Below are 14,702 nucleotides of genomic sequence, written 5' to 3'. Positions count from 1 at the left end.
TTGATCTCGATGATCAGCGCTGCCACCGCAAGATGCGAATGGCAAGCCCATGAAGGTGCATCGAGCCGCGCATCAGGCGAAGCGACTGCCTGCGGGTGAGCAGGCCGGCCCGCGCAAGGCGCACGGTGGCCGCAAAAAGCGTTGCGCCGGTTGTTGCCAATGCCCGGCACAGATGCCGGTTGGCAAGATCGAGGATCCGGTCCGATCCGGCGTGCATTTTTCCTGTCCGCATGAGGCTCTCCACATTGTCTGCAGGTGGACAGCCACCTGCGCGGGCAACAATCGACTCTTCGGTTCGGGAAGGGGTTCGGGCGGACAACGCCGCCCGAACATTTTCGCTCGGCAGGGTCAGAACCACTGGCCGAAGCGGCGGATGTAGATCGTCTTCATCGTCTGCGCGACGATGCAGTAGCTGAGCAGGGTCCCGGCGAGCCAGGGGAAGTACTGCCATGGCAGTGGCTGCAGCCCGACCATCGCGCCCAGCGGCGAGAACGGAATGTAGATGCCAAGCACACAGACCAGCCCGGTCATCAGCATCACCGGCAAGGCAGCGGTGCTCTGGATGAACGGTATCTTCTGGGTGCGCAGCATATGCACCACCAGTGTCTGCGACAGCAGCCCCTCGACGAACCAGCCGGATTGGAACAGCGACTGCAACTCTGGCTTGTTGGCGGCGAAGACATGCCACATCAGCGCGAAGGTGGTGATGTCGAAGATCGACGAAGTCGGACCGATCCAGAGCATGAAGCGACCAATGTTCCTGGCGTCCCACTTGCGTGGTTTCCTGAGGAATTCCTTGTCCATCCTGTCCCAGGGCAGTGACAGCTGGGAGATGTCGTACATCAGGTTCTGGATCAGCAGGTGGATGGCGAGCATCGGCAGGAACGGGATGAAGGCGCTTGCAACCAGGACCGAGAACACGTTGCCGAAGTTCGAGCTCGCCGTCATGTTCAGGTATTTCATGATGTTGCCGAAGGTCTCACGACCTTTGACGACGCCTTCCTCCAACACCATCAGGCTCTTCTCAAGCAGGATGATGTCCGCAGATTCCTTGGCGATGTCGGTGCCGCTGTCGACGGAAATGCCGACGTCGGCATCGCGCAGGGCAGGTGCATCGTTGATGCCGTCGCCGAGGAAACCGACCGTGTGTCCATTGGCCTGCAGCGCCATCAGCACGCGCGACTTCTGCAACGGCGTCAGCTTGGCGAACACCGTGCGCTCCTCAACGATACGGCCGAGCGCCGCGTCATCCATCGCCTCGATCTCGCGGCCGAGAACCGGTTGACCTGGCTCCAGCCCGACTTCGCGGCAGATCTTGGCGGTGACCACCTCATTGTCACCGGTCAGCACCTTCACCGCGACGCCGTGCTCGGCCAGGGCCCTGATCGCCGGTCCAGCCGTTTCCTTGGGGGGATCCAGGAAGGTGAGGAAGCCCTGAACGACCATGTCGCGTTCGTCGGAAACCTCATAGCGCGTCTTGCGCGCGGCGTTGGTGATCTCCCGGGTGGCCACCACCAGCACGCGGAAGCCATCCCGGTTGTAGGTGCGGGCCATCTCGACGAGCGCCCTGCGTTCATCATCGCCGAGCGGGCGAACAGCCTTGCCGTCCTTGATCGCCGTCGAGATCGCCAGCATTTCTTCGACAGCACCCTTGCAGATCAGCAGGTGCTGGCCGCTGACGTTCTCGACGACGACGGACAGCCTGCGGCGCACGAAATCGAATGGCAGTTCATCGATCTTGCGGTTGGCCGCACTGGTCTGGACGATACCCGGAACATGTTCGGCAAAGCGGATGACCGCCTGATCCATCAGGTTCTTGACCCCGCTCTGGTGGTGGCTGTTCAGCCAGGCCAGCAGCAGGACGCCTTCATTGGTCTTGCCGTGGACGTCGACATGGTGCTCCAAGATGATCTTGTCCTGTGTGAGCGTGCCGGTCTTGTCGGTGCAGAGGACATCCATCGCCCCGAAATTCTGGATGGCATTCAAGCGCTTCACCACGACCTTGCGGCGCGCCATCGCAACCGCGCCCTTGGCGAGGTTGGAAGAGACGATCATCGGCAGCATTTCGGGCGTCAGGCCGACAGCCACCGCAAGCGCATAGAGCAGGGCCTCGACCCAGTCGCCCTTCATCACGCCGTTGATGAGGAAGACGATCGGCACCATCACCATCATGAACCGGATGAGAAGCCAGCTCACGCTGTTGATGCCGCGATCGAAGGCGGTCTGCGCTCGCGAGCCGGAAATGGCCTTGGCAAGCGAGCCGAAATAGGTCCTCGGGCCGGTAGCGACCACGATGGCCGTTGCCGTGCCGCTGACCACATTGGTGCCCATGAAGCAGATGTTGGGCAGATCGAGGAGATCCATCTGGTCATGCGCGACGGCGCCTGCGGATTTCTGCGCCACCGCCCCCAGCGTATCGTATTTCTCGACAGGCAATGCTTCGCCCGTCAGGGCGGCCTGGCTGATGAAAAGATCACGGGATTCAATGAGGCGGATGTCGGCGGGGACCATGTCGCCCGCGGACAGCCGGATGATATCGCCCGCCACCACCTGCGCCATCGGCACTTCGATGAGATCGGGTTTTGTGTTCGGGCTGACCTGGCGGAGCACGGTGGCGGTGGTGCGAACCATCGCCTTGAGAGCCTCAGCCGCCTTGCCTGAGCGATATTCCTGGGCGAAGCGCATGACAGCGCTCGTCACCACCATCAGCAGGATGATTGCGACCTTGGTCGGGTCAGCGTCCTCGCCGGACTGCCAGGGCAGCCAGATATCGGTGAAGGCGCTGATGGCAGCCAGCACCATCAGCACCATGATGAAGGGGTTCTTGAACGTCAGCAGGAACTGGACGAGCGCGTGAGGGCGCTTGTCGTGCGCGACCTCATTGGGGCCGTCCTTGGCCAGGCGTTCAAAGGCCTCCGCCACGGTCAGCCCGTCAAGCCGGCCCTTGAAGTTGGCGAGCGTGGTGTCGATGGCGTTCTGTGCCTCCCGCACGGCGCGCATGGACAGTTTCCTGTCCTCCTTTCGGGCGGCCGGAGGCGCGCCTTTCAGCATCATGTTCATGGTCTTGATCCTCGGTGGTTCTGGGAGATCAGGCTGGGGGACCGCTCCGGGCGAACGCGCAGGTTCGCCCAGCCGCAGCGATCCCGGCGGGTGTCAAAAACGTCTGTCGGGGACAGTCCTCCGCGGATTATCCGGTAGAGAACACGCGCATGACCCCGAAAATCGAAATCGATTTTCGGAAAGGATCATGCGCAAAATCAAAGTGCTAGAGCGACCTTTGCGCGTCCAATAAGGACGCGCGGCGCTCTCGTGTCGTTGCGTCATGGCAATGCTCATGGGCTCATGGCCATGACGTCATGGGTCAGTTCCATGGCCGGGCGTTCTGGCGCAGGGCAAGGATGGCCCCGATGCTTTCAAAACCCGAGAGTTCGGTGCCATCGGCGGCCTGATGTCCGGCAACCGTCCAACGGCATTCAAGCCGCCCCGAAACAGGATTCATCCGCCAGCGTACGGTCGGCTTCGGCACCGCATGCCGATGGATCGGCATACGAATGACAGGAAAGGCTGTTTCGATCGCCGGGTGCCGGTGCAGGCCAAAGCCCCAACGGCCGACAAGTGCCCGCAGGCAACGGTTGGCAAAGGTCTTCATATCTCACCTCATTGACGCGCCACCGCGACGTCAGAGGCGAGACCTGAAACTAGTCTCGACCCGACGGCCGCAGCGGCGTGCTTTCTCGACTACTGTCGCTGGGCATGGTTCCAGGTAACTCATTGTTTTCACGCAATTCCGGACGGAAAGCCGTTGCACGGTTTTCCTGGAATTGCTCGGGGTTCGCGGTAGGCAGCAGCCCTCCCGCTTGACGAGTGACGGCTTACGCCTTGCGCCTGGCCGGCGCCAGTATCTTGGTCGGATGGATCGATATGCTTTGGCATTGCCGGGCTATACCAACGTATATCCGGCGGCGGATGATGCCGGCCCGGGCCGTCAGCCCGGCAATGCCGGATGTCGATGTCTCGACACATTGGTCCCGTTTTGCCACGTTGCCGGCATGGAAAGACTCGGTGTGAAAGACCTGCGGCTGATGCAGGATCTGGCCCAGCAGGTGACGGCCTTGCGGCCAGAACTGCTCAATGCCGATGCGACCGTCGGCGAACTGGCCTGGGTCTGGGGCAAGGATTTCGATGCCCTCGGGCCGTTCTGGTCGCACCGGCTGTGGCTGATCGACGGCAAGGCAGCGGCGTGGGGATGGGTGCATCATCCCTATCGGATTGCGCGCGAGGACGGGACATTTCGCGAAGCCGCGACCGCCAACCTGATCTGGCAGACGCATCCCGATCGACCGGAACTGCTTCACGAAATCCTGGACTGGTATGACGAAGCGGCCGGCGACGTCCATCAACTGCTGACGATACAGTCCGCGGATATGGCGGCGCAGGCCATCGTTCCCGGGCATGGATATGTGTTCGACGCGGAAGCCGGAGCGGACGATGGCTCGTGGGTGCAATTCAACAGGCGCGAACTGCTCGACCTGCCGAACCCGGTATTGCCCGACGGCTTCCGTTTCGTGACGGCGAAAGATGTGTCGCCCGCTGACGCTGTCAAAGCACATCGAGACGCCTGGCAATCATCGAGCTTCAGCGAGGCTGCTTTCGCGCGTGTCCAGCACACCTGGCCGTATCGCGGCGATCTTCACCTGCTTGTCGAGGCGCCGGATGGCACATTGGCCGCCACCGCGATCATCTGGCTGGACGAGGCGACACGGAGCGCCGAAGTCGAACCCGTCGCTACGCACCGGGATTTCCGCCGGCGAGGGCTGGGCACCGCGCTGCAACTCCATGGCATGCACCTGGCGAAGGCCGCCGGTGCCAGGCAAATGCTGGTCGCCTGCGTCGGTGCGCCGGCGCACACTGCCGCACGCAACATGTATTACGGCGTCGGCTTTCGGGCCTTGACCCGCGACCTGCCGCAGATCAAGGCTGCACCTTGATTGCAAGCCAGCGATCAGCCGTTGAGCCCGAGCTCCAGCCGGCGATCCAGGGCGAGGTTGTCGAGAAACGTTTCGTCGTGACTGACAACCAGGATGGCTCCGTCGTAAGCGCGTAGCGCGGCCTCAAGGGCCTCGGTTGCGTCCAGGTCGAGGTGATTGGTCGGTTCATCGAGAAGCAGGAACTGCGGCGGTGTGATGCGGCCCAGCACGCAGGCGAGGCCGGCACACAATCTTTGACCGCCACTGAGGGCGTGGACTCGCTGGAGGGCATCGTCGGCCCGAAAGCGGAAGCGCGCCAGGGCCGCCCGGCATTCGTTCTCAATGGCGTCGGGGTTCAGGCGCAGGAAATTGTCCCGCAGCGATCCGGCTGGATCCAGCAGGTCGACACGCTGGTCAAGCAAGACATAAGGAACGTTGAGCTCGATCCGGCCTTCCCGCGGCTTCAGCCTGCCGGCGATCAGCGAAAGAAGCGTGCTTTTCCCACAGCCATTGGGCCCTGTGATCGCGACGCGTTCAGGCCCCACGACAGACAGCGACAGATTGCGGATCACCGGCTCGGCACGGTCATGTCCTCCGGTTACAGCACTCAGTTTGAGAACCTGCCGGTTCGGAGAGAGGCCTGTCGAGGGGATGTCCATCCGGATCGGTTGCAGGATCTCCACCTCAGCCCGGGCCGATGAGGCAGCTTCCTGGGCCTTGTCGTGCAGCATGTCGCGCAGGCGTGCATTCGTGCTGTCGGAGGCTTCCGATCGCCCTTTTGCGGCGTCGAGCAAGATCTTCGGCTGGTCGCCGCGTGCCCGTGACTTCAGCCCGGCGCCGTCCTTGCGCGCCTTGCGTTCCAGCGCTTGCTGGGCACTGCGCTTTGCCGCGGTGAGTTGTTTCTCGGCATTCGCCAGCCTGCGATCTGCGGCCTGGAGTTCATCGGCCTTGCGCGCCTGGTAGGCGCTGTAGTTTCCACCGTAGCGCGTCACTCCAAGCGTGTTGAGCTCCACGATGGCGTCCATCGCTTCCAGCAATTCGCGGTCGTGGCTGACCACGATCGCGCCGGCTCGCCAGCCGTTCAGGAGATCGATGACAGCCCGGCGCCCTGCGCGATCGAGATTGTTCGTGGGCTCATCGAGCAGCAGGAAATCCGGCTCGTGAAAGATCAGCGCGGCGAGGCTGGCGCGCGTGCGCTGGCCGCCGGACAGGATGGAGAGAGGGATCTCTGGTTCGAGTTCCAAGCCACAGCGGGCAAGTACGGCCTCGATCCTCGTCGGTAACGTCCAGTCCGCCTCGGCCAGTTCTTCGACGCTGGCTTGCCCGGCCGCCGCGCGATCGAGGATCGCCAGCGCGGGTGATACGCCAAACAGGTCGGCGATGGTTTCCCCCGAAGAAGATTGAAGCTCCTGCCGCATCCGCCCGAGCGTCCCGTGAACGCGGATCGTTCCGACTTGCGGTGGAAGCGTCGCCGTGATCAGGCGCAGCAAAGTGGTCTTGCCGGTGCCGTTGCGCCCGACAAGCCCGGTGCGCTCGGGCGCGAAGCTCAAATTGATGTTGTTGAAAAGCGGAACGCCGTCAGGCGTGGACCAGCCGAGGCCGGCAAGCGTAATGGATGCAGACATGGGACACTCGTTGCGTAACCGAAGTGGTGAAGGCAGCGAGGGGGCTGTCACATATCCGCGAAACTCCATTGGTGTTGGCAGGGTGGCTTTGTCCGAGGTCAATTTAGGGGCGGTCGCTGGAAGAACAAGGTCTTTGTGCTGCGAATTCGACGGCATCCCGGCTTAAATCATCGTCCATCGATGCCTATGTGACCGATGCCGCCGATTGCGGTGCCCTCCGGTCCTTCTCGAAAGGCGCGTTGCTTGCACGAACGTTTGCTTGAAATCGACGGCAGCCTGCTTCTGACGCTCGACGCCTTGCTGCGCGATCGCAATGTCACCCACGCCGCTGCGCGGCTCGGCATCACCCAGCCGGCTCTGTCCGCGCGGCTGACCAGGCTGCGGCATGTGCTGGGTGATCCCCTGCTGACGCCGGCGGCGTCCGGGCGTGGCATGACGCCGACACCTCACGCCGCGGCGCTGCAGCCGGAACTGACCAAACTCATCGAACGGCTGCGCGATTTCACCAATGCCGCGCAGGTGTTCGACCCGGCAACAAGCCGCCGCGTGTTTCGCATTGCTGCCACCGACAACCCGGCGGCGATCCTCGCCCCAGACCTGATACCGCATCTCAACGCCGTGGCGCCCAACATCCGTGTCGCACTGGTCCTGCCGGACAAGCCACGCATCGCTGCTTCACTGGAAGAAGGGGAGGTAGACCTCTATCTCGGCCTTGCCGAATGCGTCGCCAACGGCCTGGTCGGCCGCACGCTGTTCGACGAGGAGTTCGTGACGGCGCAGCGCCGTGACCATCCCAGGGGCAAGCGGCCATTCGATCTCGACGAGTTCTGCTCGCTCGATCACCTCCTGATCTCGGCCGATGGCGGCAATTTCACGGGCATGGTCGACGAAGCGCTCGCCGGGTTGGGGCGCGAGCGCCGGGTGACGGTTTCGGTGCAAAGTTATGCGCTGGCGACGCTCGTGCTGATGAACAGCAACTGCATATGCACCCTGCCGCGCCGCTTCCTGCAGCGGTTCACATCGTCGCTTGACCTGTTCGAGCCGCCGCTGGAACTTGCACGGTTCCAGCTGTCGGCATTCTGGCACCAGCGTATGAGCGGAGATTCCGCCCATAGCTGGTTGCGCGAGCAGGTCTTCCTGACTGCCAAGGCGCAAGGCCGGTCGGCGAACTGACCGACGCGAACCGTCTATTGTCCGGCTGTGCCGGTCCGGTTCCGATACTCGACCGGATGCCAGCTGTAGGAACCATTCCCCTCGGCGCGGATATGCCCGACACCGGGAAACTGCAGATGCGGCGCGGCGATGAGCTTGCGTGCGTCGGCGAAGTCGGGAAATACCTTTTTCCGCACCGCAGCTGCCTGTTCCGGTTTGACGTCGTAGACGATGGTGATCGCGGGTTTCGGAAACTGCACCGACTCCACATGGATGATGTCGCCGACGAAGACGATCGATTGTCCCTTGTCCGATACGGTGAAGAAAGCCGTGCCGGGTGTATGTCCCGGGTGGAAGGTCGCGACGATGCCGGGCAGGACGGTTTCGTTGTCGCCAAAGGTCCTGACCTTGCCGGCTTTCATCAATACGCCGACCGTCTTCTCAGCTTCGTCGAAATAGCGCCGGTCGTAACCTGTTCGCCGGGCATTGGCCGGGTCGAGGAAGAAGTCGACGTCGGGTGCCCCGACATGGACGGTTGCATTGGCAAAGGCCGGTTTGCCGTTGTCGACCAGGCCGCCGGTGTGGTCGGTGTGGACATGGGTGATGAGGATATCCGTGATATCCTCCGGCTTGACGCCGATGCTGGCGAGGCTGTCCTGCAGCTTGCCGCCGTAACCCGGCCCGAAAAGCGAGCCGGAGCCCGTGTCGACGAGGATGCGGCGTTCGCCGGCACGCAGCAGATAGACGTTGATGGATGCTTCGACCGGATTGGCCAGGAAGGAACGGTCGAGCAAGCCATCGACCTCGGCCTGCGATGTTCCGGTCAGGAGTTTGTGCAGGTCCTGGGGAACCGTGCCGTCGGAAAGGGCGGTAATCTCGATGTCACCGAGCGGGAAGGAATAAGAATCGGCCGTTTGCCCATAGGCCGCCGTCGGAGGCGCGCTGCTGCCTTCGGTGAAGGCCGGCAGTGTCGTGCCGAAAAGCAGGCCAAGGGCCATGGCGGCGAGAATCGAACGACGGTTCATGAAGAGGTCCTTCTGTTGCGAATGACCTCAGCTAGGCGCAGGCATGCCGGTCTTGAAATCGGAATGCTGGATCGGACCGATAAAGCGCGCTTATACCTTCCGGACCGGTGATGCTTTCCCGGCAAACAAGGCCTGACATACGAAACCTTTCCACATGCCGCTGAAAGTCCGCCACGAAAGATGGCCGGCGTTTTCGGTTCCTTGACGATTGCCGTTTCGGTCGCCATCGCCTAAATAGCGCGCAACCTCCGTTCAATTCGGCTTCCAATCCGTTCGATCCAAGGAAAGCGCGCGTGGCACGCCAGTTCATTTATCACATGTCCGGCCTTTCGAAGGCCTACGGCACCAAGAAGGTGCTGGAGAATGTCCATCTCTCCTTCTATCCCGACGCCAAGATCGGCATTCTCGGCCCTAACGGCGCCGGTAAGTCGACTATCCTCAAGATCATGGCCGGGCTCGACAAGGAGTTCACCGGCGAGGCCTGGCTGGCCGAGGGCGCGACCGTCGGCTACCTGGCGCAGGAGCCGCAGCTCGACCCGAACAAGACGGTGTTCGAGAACATCATGGAAGGCGTCGCCAAGAAGACGGCCATCATCGAGCGCTACAACGAGCTGATGATGAACTATTCCGACGAGACGGCCGATGAGTCGGCCAAGCTCCAGGATGACATGGACCGCCTCAACCTCTGGGACCTGGAACAGCAGGTCGAGATGGCCATGGAAGCGCTGGCCTGCGCACCCAAGGACGCCGACGTGACCAAGCTTTCGGGCGGTGAGCGTCGCCGCGTGGCGCTGTGCAAGCTGCTGCTTTCCGAACCAGACCTGCTGCTGCTCGACGAACCGACCAACCATCTCGACGCCGAGACCACGGCCTGGCTTGAAAAGCACCTGCGCGCCTACAAGGGCGCCGTGCTGCTCATCACCCACGACCGCTACTTCCTCGACAACGTCACCGGCTGGATTCTCGAACTCGATCGCGGCCGTAGCATTCCTTACGAAGGCAATTATACCGCCTATCTGGAAGCCAAGGCCAAGCGTCTGAAGCAGGAAGGCCGTGAGGATGACGCCCGCCAGCGCGCCATCGGGCGCGAGCGCGAGTGGATCCAGTCGTCGCCCAAGGCCCGCCAGACCAAATCCAAGGCGCGTATCCAGGCTTTCGAAAATCTGCTCGAACAGGCCAACAACCGTCGCCCGACCGACACACAGATCGTCATCCCGCATGGCGAACGTCTCGGCAATGTGGTCATCGAAGTCGCCGATCTCGACAAGGGATTCGGTGAACAGCTACTGATCGAAAACCTGACCTTCAAGCTACCACCCGGTGGCATCGTCGGCATCATCGGCCCGAACGGCGCCGGCAAGACGACGCTGTTCAAGATGATCACCGGCCAGGAAAAGCCTGATGCCGGAACCATCCGCATCGGCGAGACGGTCAAGCTCGGTTATGTCGACCAGAGCCGCGACGCGCTCGACCCGAACAAGACCGTCTGGGAAGAGATTTCCGGCGGCGCCGAAGTGGTCAAGCTTGGCAAATTCGAAGCCAACACCCGTGCCTACTGCTCGTCGTTCAATTTCCGCGGCGGCGACCAGCAGCAGAAGGTCGGCAACCTGTCCGGTGGTCAGCGTAACCGCGTGCACCTGGCCAAGATGCTGCGCACCGGCGGCAACGTTTTGCTGCTCGACGAACCGACCAACGACCTCGACACCGAAACGCTGGCGGCGCTCGAAGACGCGCTCGAAAGCTATGCCGGCTGTGCGGTCATCATCAGCCACGATCGTATGTTCCTCGACCGCCTGGCGACGCATATCCTGGCCTTCGAAGGCGACAGCCATGTCGAATGGTTCGAGGGCAACTTCGAGGACTATGAGAAGGACAAGATCCGTCGCCTCGGCCCGGAGGCGGTCAACCCGCACCGGATGACCTACAAGAGACTGACGCGATAAGACGACCGACGCCCCGCCCAAAGCGGGGCGTTTTTCATTCCCTGAGCATTTGCAGCAGGGCAGGATTGCTGGACATGCTCGCCTCTTCATTTTCCGCAGTTCCGGCCGTTATACGATTTCGCTGGAATTGCTCCTGGCTGGAGTTTGCACGATGAAAGACTGGTCGGCTTCGCTCTATCTGAAATTCGAGGACGAGCGCACACGGCCCGCGCGGGATCTGCTCGCGCAGGTTCCGGTCGCGAACCCGCGCAACGTCGTCGACATCGGTTGCGGGCCTGGCAATTCCACCGAGCTCCTGGCTGAGCGCTGGCCGGAAGCGCAGGTGACCGGCTTCGACACGTCGCCCGACATGATCGAGAAGGCGCAGGCACGGCTGCCCAAGCTTTCCTTCGAACTTGCCGATGCGGGGAGCTGGACACCGAACGAGCCGGTCGACGTGATCTTCGCCAACGCGGTGTTCCAGTGGCTGCCGGAGCACCCGGCCGTGTTGCAACGCCTGCTCGGCCTGCTGGCCCCAGGCGGCGCGCTGGCAGTCCAGATGCCCGACAACATGGAGGAGCCGACGCACCGGCTGATGCGTGAAACCGCGGCCTCGATGCCCTTCGCGGAAAAGCTCGCCAAAGCGGCGCGCGCGCCGCTGCCTCCGGTCTCGTTCTATTACGACAGGTTGAAGCCGCACGCGGCCAGGCTGGATATCTGGCACACGGTCTACAATCACCCGCTGGCCAATGCGGTAGCGATCGTCGAATGGGTGAAGTCGACCGGTTTGAAGCCGTTTCTCGATCCGCTGGACGAGGCGGAAAAGAGCCAATTCCTCGAACATTACACGGCAAAGATCGCGCAGGCTTATCCACAAACGGTGGACGGCAAAGTGCTGCTGCGGTTCCCAAGGCTGTTCATCGTCGCCACGCGCTGAAACGGCGGAAATCGCCGCGCCGCCGCCATTGTCTTGCCGTTTACCAGGCAGACGTAACGTCAACAGCTGTGCGCGAAGCGTGATCAGGAAAGGCTCGCTTCGCAACGGAAGGTAGCGTAAACCGCATAGAAAAGCTGGCCGCGTCACCTCCCAGGATGCCGGCGACAGCGCGGTCCGCAGCCGCCAGGAAACGAGTTGAACATGCATCGCGTCATCATCAGCGGTATAGGCGTCGAAATCCCGGAAGCATCGATCAGCAATGACGAACTGGTCGAGAGCTTCAATGCCTGGGTCGACGCGGAAAACACCAAGCGGGCAGCCACGGGCGCGGAGCCACTGCAGAAATCCGATGCCGATTTCATCGTGCATGCTTCCGGAATCAAGAAACGCCACGTCGTCGAACGCAGCGGTATTCTCGATCCGACGCGGATGGCGCCGCGACTGCCGGCCCGACCGGACGAAGCGCTGTCGCTGCAGGCTGAATTCGGTATCGCTTCCGCGCGCAAGGCGCTGGCGCATGCAGGCGTGGAACCGGACGAAATCGACCTGGTGATCGTCTCGTCCTCGCATCTGCAGCGGCCTTATCCGGCTATCGCCATCGAAATGCAGGAGGCACTCGGAACCAGGGGCGCCGGCTTCGACATGGGGCTTGGCTGTTCTTCCGCGGCGGCGGCACTGCATGTGGCGGTCAATCTCGTGCGTTCGGGCGCGCAGAAGAAGGTGCTGGTGACGACACCGGAGATCATCACCGGCCATCTCAATTTCCGCGACCGCCAGACGCATTTCATCTTCGGTGACGCGTCCGTCTCGATGGTGGTGGAGGCGATCGGCGAGGGCGAGACGCGGCCCGGCCGTTTTGAAGTGCTCGACACCCGGCTGTGGACGCAGATGTCATCCAACATCCGCACCAATCTCGGCTATCTCACCCGCACCGCGCAGGACGATCCTTATATGATCGACCTCGAGGGCAACATGATCAAGCAGGTCGGCAACAAGGTGTTCAAGGAAGTCACCGTGGCAGGCCACAAGTTCATCGTCGAATTCCTGGCCGAGCACGGACTGACGCCGCATGGAATCCGCCGTTTCTGGCTGCACCAGGCCAATGCGCGCATGAACGCGATGATCCTGAAGCTGGCCTTCGGCCACGAAGTCGGGCACGACCGGGCTCCGATGGTGCTCGAGCGACTGGGCAATACCGCCGGCGCCGGCGCTATCATCGCGCTCAGTGAAAATCATGCCGACATGAAGCCGGGCGATTTCGGACTCCTGTGCGCCTTCGGAGCGGGCTATTCCATCGGTGGCGCGCTTTTGAAGATGTCATAGGCGCGTCCCCATCGGTCCATCGACGCTTTCGGCTGGACCATCCAGGGGCATTGCGGCAGGTTGCGCCTCCGAAAATGTCGCGGACAGGTAGACCATGCTCGACACACAGCCTGAAATCGTACCGGGGAAGAAACTCAGCGCGAAAGTCGCCGCTCTCTACGCCGCGCCATCCGATGCGTTTCAGACCAAGGCCGTGCAACGATTGGAACTCGGCTTCGACGGTATTCCCGGTGATTTTCACGGCGGTCAGACGCGGCGCTCGGGCGGCCGCGAACCCTGGTATCCACGCGGCACCGAGATCCGCAATGAGCGGCAGGTGTCGATCGTCGCTTTCGATGAACTGGCCGTGGTCGCGGAGCGGATGGGACTTGCCGAGATCAAGCCCGAATGGATCGGCGCGAATCTGGTGATCGACGGGCTGCCGAACCTGTCGATGCTGCCTTCCGCCACGTTGCTGTTCTTCGCGGGTGGGGTGACCTTGAAGGTCGATGCGCAGAACGGCCCATGCCGTCTTTCCGGCCGGTCGATCGCCGAAAATGCCGGCATGGCGGATCAGGATGCCGGCTCGCTTCTGTTCCCCAAGGTGGCGAAGCGCCTGCGTGGCCTGGTCGCCTGGGTGGAAAAGCCGGGCGTGATCGAAGTCGACGAGGCAGTTTCGGTGCGAATTCCCGAGCAGTGGATCTATCAGGCTTGAGGACGACGGTCCTCAGCTGCGTGCAACTGGTGAAAGGCCAACGCTGCGAGGGCAAGCACGCTGACCAACATGACGGTGTTGACCGCGTATTTCACCGTGAGCGCAGGATCGCCGGCCGGCAGAATGGCAAAGGACGTCAGCGCGTAGGCAAGGAGGGCTGCGGCCGCCATGCCAAGAACGTGGAGGCTTTTCCACGCCGTGCGCCTCGACCACACCGCAACCAGAATCGCGCAGCCGACAAAAGCGAGCAGCGAGGCCGAAACGCCGAACCAGTCTGGTGAAGAGAAGATGTGCAGGGCACATATGGCGAGAACAAAGAGGGCGATCAGCCATGGCGCCGGCACGTAGCCGGTGCGTTTGCCGGTGAAGACGGGCGCGAGAAGAGCGGCGATGCCAAGGAGCAGGGCGCAGGCGGTCGTTGCGACCAGCTGCGCCTTCGTTGCCATGAAACCGGTGACCCTGAAAAGGTCGTCGAAGACGACGGCCGCGGCAGTCAGATAGAACGATACCATCAGGAGAATACCGATGCGTCCGAGCCACGGGCGGTCGGCTATGCGCGGTACGCAGCATTCCACCACCGCGATCGGCGCGGCGAAACTCCAGATGATGTGGGTGCTGATGAAATCCAGGGTCAGATTGGCGCTAATGCCGAGCCGGCCGAGCCAGGTCGGCAGTCTTTCCGTGTCCCAATAAGGGATGTTCAGGTCGACTCCGTAGTGTGGGTTGAGCAGGCTCTGGTCGATCAGCCCGGCCTGGATCAAGCCGAACGCCGCGGCAAGCAGCAGCATGGTCGGCCAGCCGCGTCCGGTGCGCCGCGCAATTTCGCGGATGAGCAGCGCTACCGAACCATACAGAGGGGCGAGAATGAGCAGCCCCCGGGCCATCTCCAGCGGATGATATGTGCTCTCGGCGTAGCCAACCAGATACTCGGCGGAGATGGGCGAAAGCAGGAACAGGCCGATCACCGGCAGCAGACGCCGATTGAGCGCTGGCTTCGACAAGACCGTCACCGCGGAGGACATCTGAAAACCCTTGGCCAATAATGGAGTATATGCTC

At 62.4% G+C, this 14,702-nt stretch carries 12 protein-coding genes; 6 read left to right on the top strand and 6 right to left on the bottom strand.

The features are described from left to right. Positions 1-13: 13 nt before the first annotated feature. The 3 genes from AC3WTO_RS15830 to AC3WTO_RS15820 form a co-directional block, all read right to left on the bottom strand. On the bottom strand, positions 14-232 hold the full coding sequence (locus AC3WTO_RS15830) for a hypothetical protein (protein WP_492461695.1): 219 nt from the start codon (positions 230-232) through the stop codon (positions 14-16). 116 nt (positions 233-348) lie between these two features. Then, positions 349-3,060, bottom strand: a complete 2,712-nt coding sequence (gene mgtA / locus AC3WTO_RS15825; RefSeq protein ID WP_492461694.1) for a magnesium-translocating P-type ATPase — start codon at positions 3,058-3,060, stop codon at positions 349-351. 301 nt (positions 3,061-3,361) lie between these two features. After that, positions 3,362-3,649 carry a hypothetical protein gene (locus AC3WTO_RS15820; protein WP_492461693.1) on the bottom strand — a complete coding sequence of 96 codons (288 nt, stop codon included), beginning with the start codon at positions 3,647-3,649 and terminating at the stop codon, positions 3,362-3,364. A gap of 400 nt (positions 3,650-4,049) precedes the next feature. On the opposite strand from AC3WTO_RS15820, the gene AC3WTO_RS15815 reads away from it, so the two are divergent. Beyond that, on the top strand, positions 4,050-4,988 hold the full coding sequence (locus tag AC3WTO_RS15815; RefSeq protein ID WP_492461692.1) for a GNAT family N-acetyltransferase: 939 nt from the start codon (positions 4,050-4,052) through the stop codon (positions 4,986-4,988). Between the two features lie 14 nt (positions 4,989-5,002). Here AC3WTO_RS15815 and AC3WTO_RS15810 read toward each other — a convergent pair whose 3' ends face one another. After that, positions 5,003-6,592, bottom strand: a complete 1,590-nt coding sequence (locus AC3WTO_RS15810) for an ABC-F family ATP-binding cassette domain-containing protein (RefSeq protein ID WP_492461691.1) — start codon at positions 6,590-6,592, stop codon at positions 5,003-5,005. A 243-nt stretch (positions 6,593-6,835) separates the two neighbouring features. On the opposite strand from AC3WTO_RS15810, the gene AC3WTO_RS15805 reads away from it, so the two are divergent. Next, positions 6,836-7,765 carry a LysR family transcriptional regulator gene (locus AC3WTO_RS15805; RefSeq protein WP_492461690.1) on the top strand — a complete coding sequence of 310 codons (930 nt, stop codon included), beginning with the start codon at positions 6,836-6,838 and terminating at the stop codon, positions 7,763-7,765. A gap of 14 nt (positions 7,766-7,779) precedes the next feature. On the opposite strand, the gene AC3WTO_RS15800 is transcribed toward AC3WTO_RS15805, so the two are convergent. After that, positions 7,780-8,769 carry an MBL fold metallo-hydrolase gene (locus AC3WTO_RS15800; protein ID WP_492461689.1) on the bottom strand — a complete coding sequence of 330 codons (990 nt, stop codon included), beginning with the start codon at positions 8,767-8,769 and terminating at the stop codon, positions 7,780-7,782. Positions 8,770-9,062: 293 nt separating this feature from the next. Between AC3WTO_RS15800 and ettA the strand changes: the two genes are divergently transcribed. The 4 genes from ettA (at position 9,063) to AC3WTO_RS15780 (ending at position 13,645) form a co-directional block, all read left to right on the top strand. Beyond that, positions 9,063-10,712, top strand: coding sequence for an energy-dependent translational throttle protein EttA (gene ettA / locus AC3WTO_RS15795; RefSeq protein WP_129414194.1), 1,650 nt, complete (start codon positions 9,063-9,065; stop codon positions 10,710-10,712). Between the two features lie 151 nt (positions 10,713-10,863). Beyond that, the gene (gene tam, locus AC3WTO_RS15790; protein ID WP_492461688.1) at positions 10,864-11,628 is read left to right on the top strand and encodes a trans-aconitate 2-methyltransferase; all 765 of its coding nucleotides are present in this window, start codon (positions 10,864-10,866) and stop codon (positions 11,626-11,628) included. A gap of 201 nt (positions 11,629-11,829) precedes the next feature. Beyond that, positions 11,830-12,951, top strand: a complete 1,122-nt coding sequence (locus AC3WTO_RS15785; protein WP_492461687.1) for a beta-ketoacyl-ACP synthase III — start codon at positions 11,830-11,832, stop codon at positions 12,949-12,951. Positions 12,952-13,045: 94 nt separating this feature from the next. Then, complete coding sequence (locus tag AC3WTO_RS15780) at positions 13,046-13,645, top strand: MOSC domain-containing protein (protein ID WP_492461686.1); 600 nt, start codon at positions 13,046-13,048, stop codon at positions 13,643-13,645. On the opposite strand, the gene AC3WTO_RS15775 is transcribed toward AC3WTO_RS15780, so the two are convergent. Beyond that, entirely contained in the window at positions 13,636-14,646 is a 1,011-nt protein-coding gene (locus tag AC3WTO_RS15775; protein WP_492461685.1) for an AF_0692 family protein, read from the bottom strand. The two genes, AC3WTO_RS15780 and AC3WTO_RS15775, sit on opposite strands and share 10 nt — an antisense overlap. Positions 14,647-14,702 lie beyond the last annotated feature (56 nt).

The organism is Mesorhizobium sp. EU05-FHT14A09 (assembly GCF_058790995.1).
This window is presented reverse-complemented; position numbering and strand designations above follow the sequence as displayed.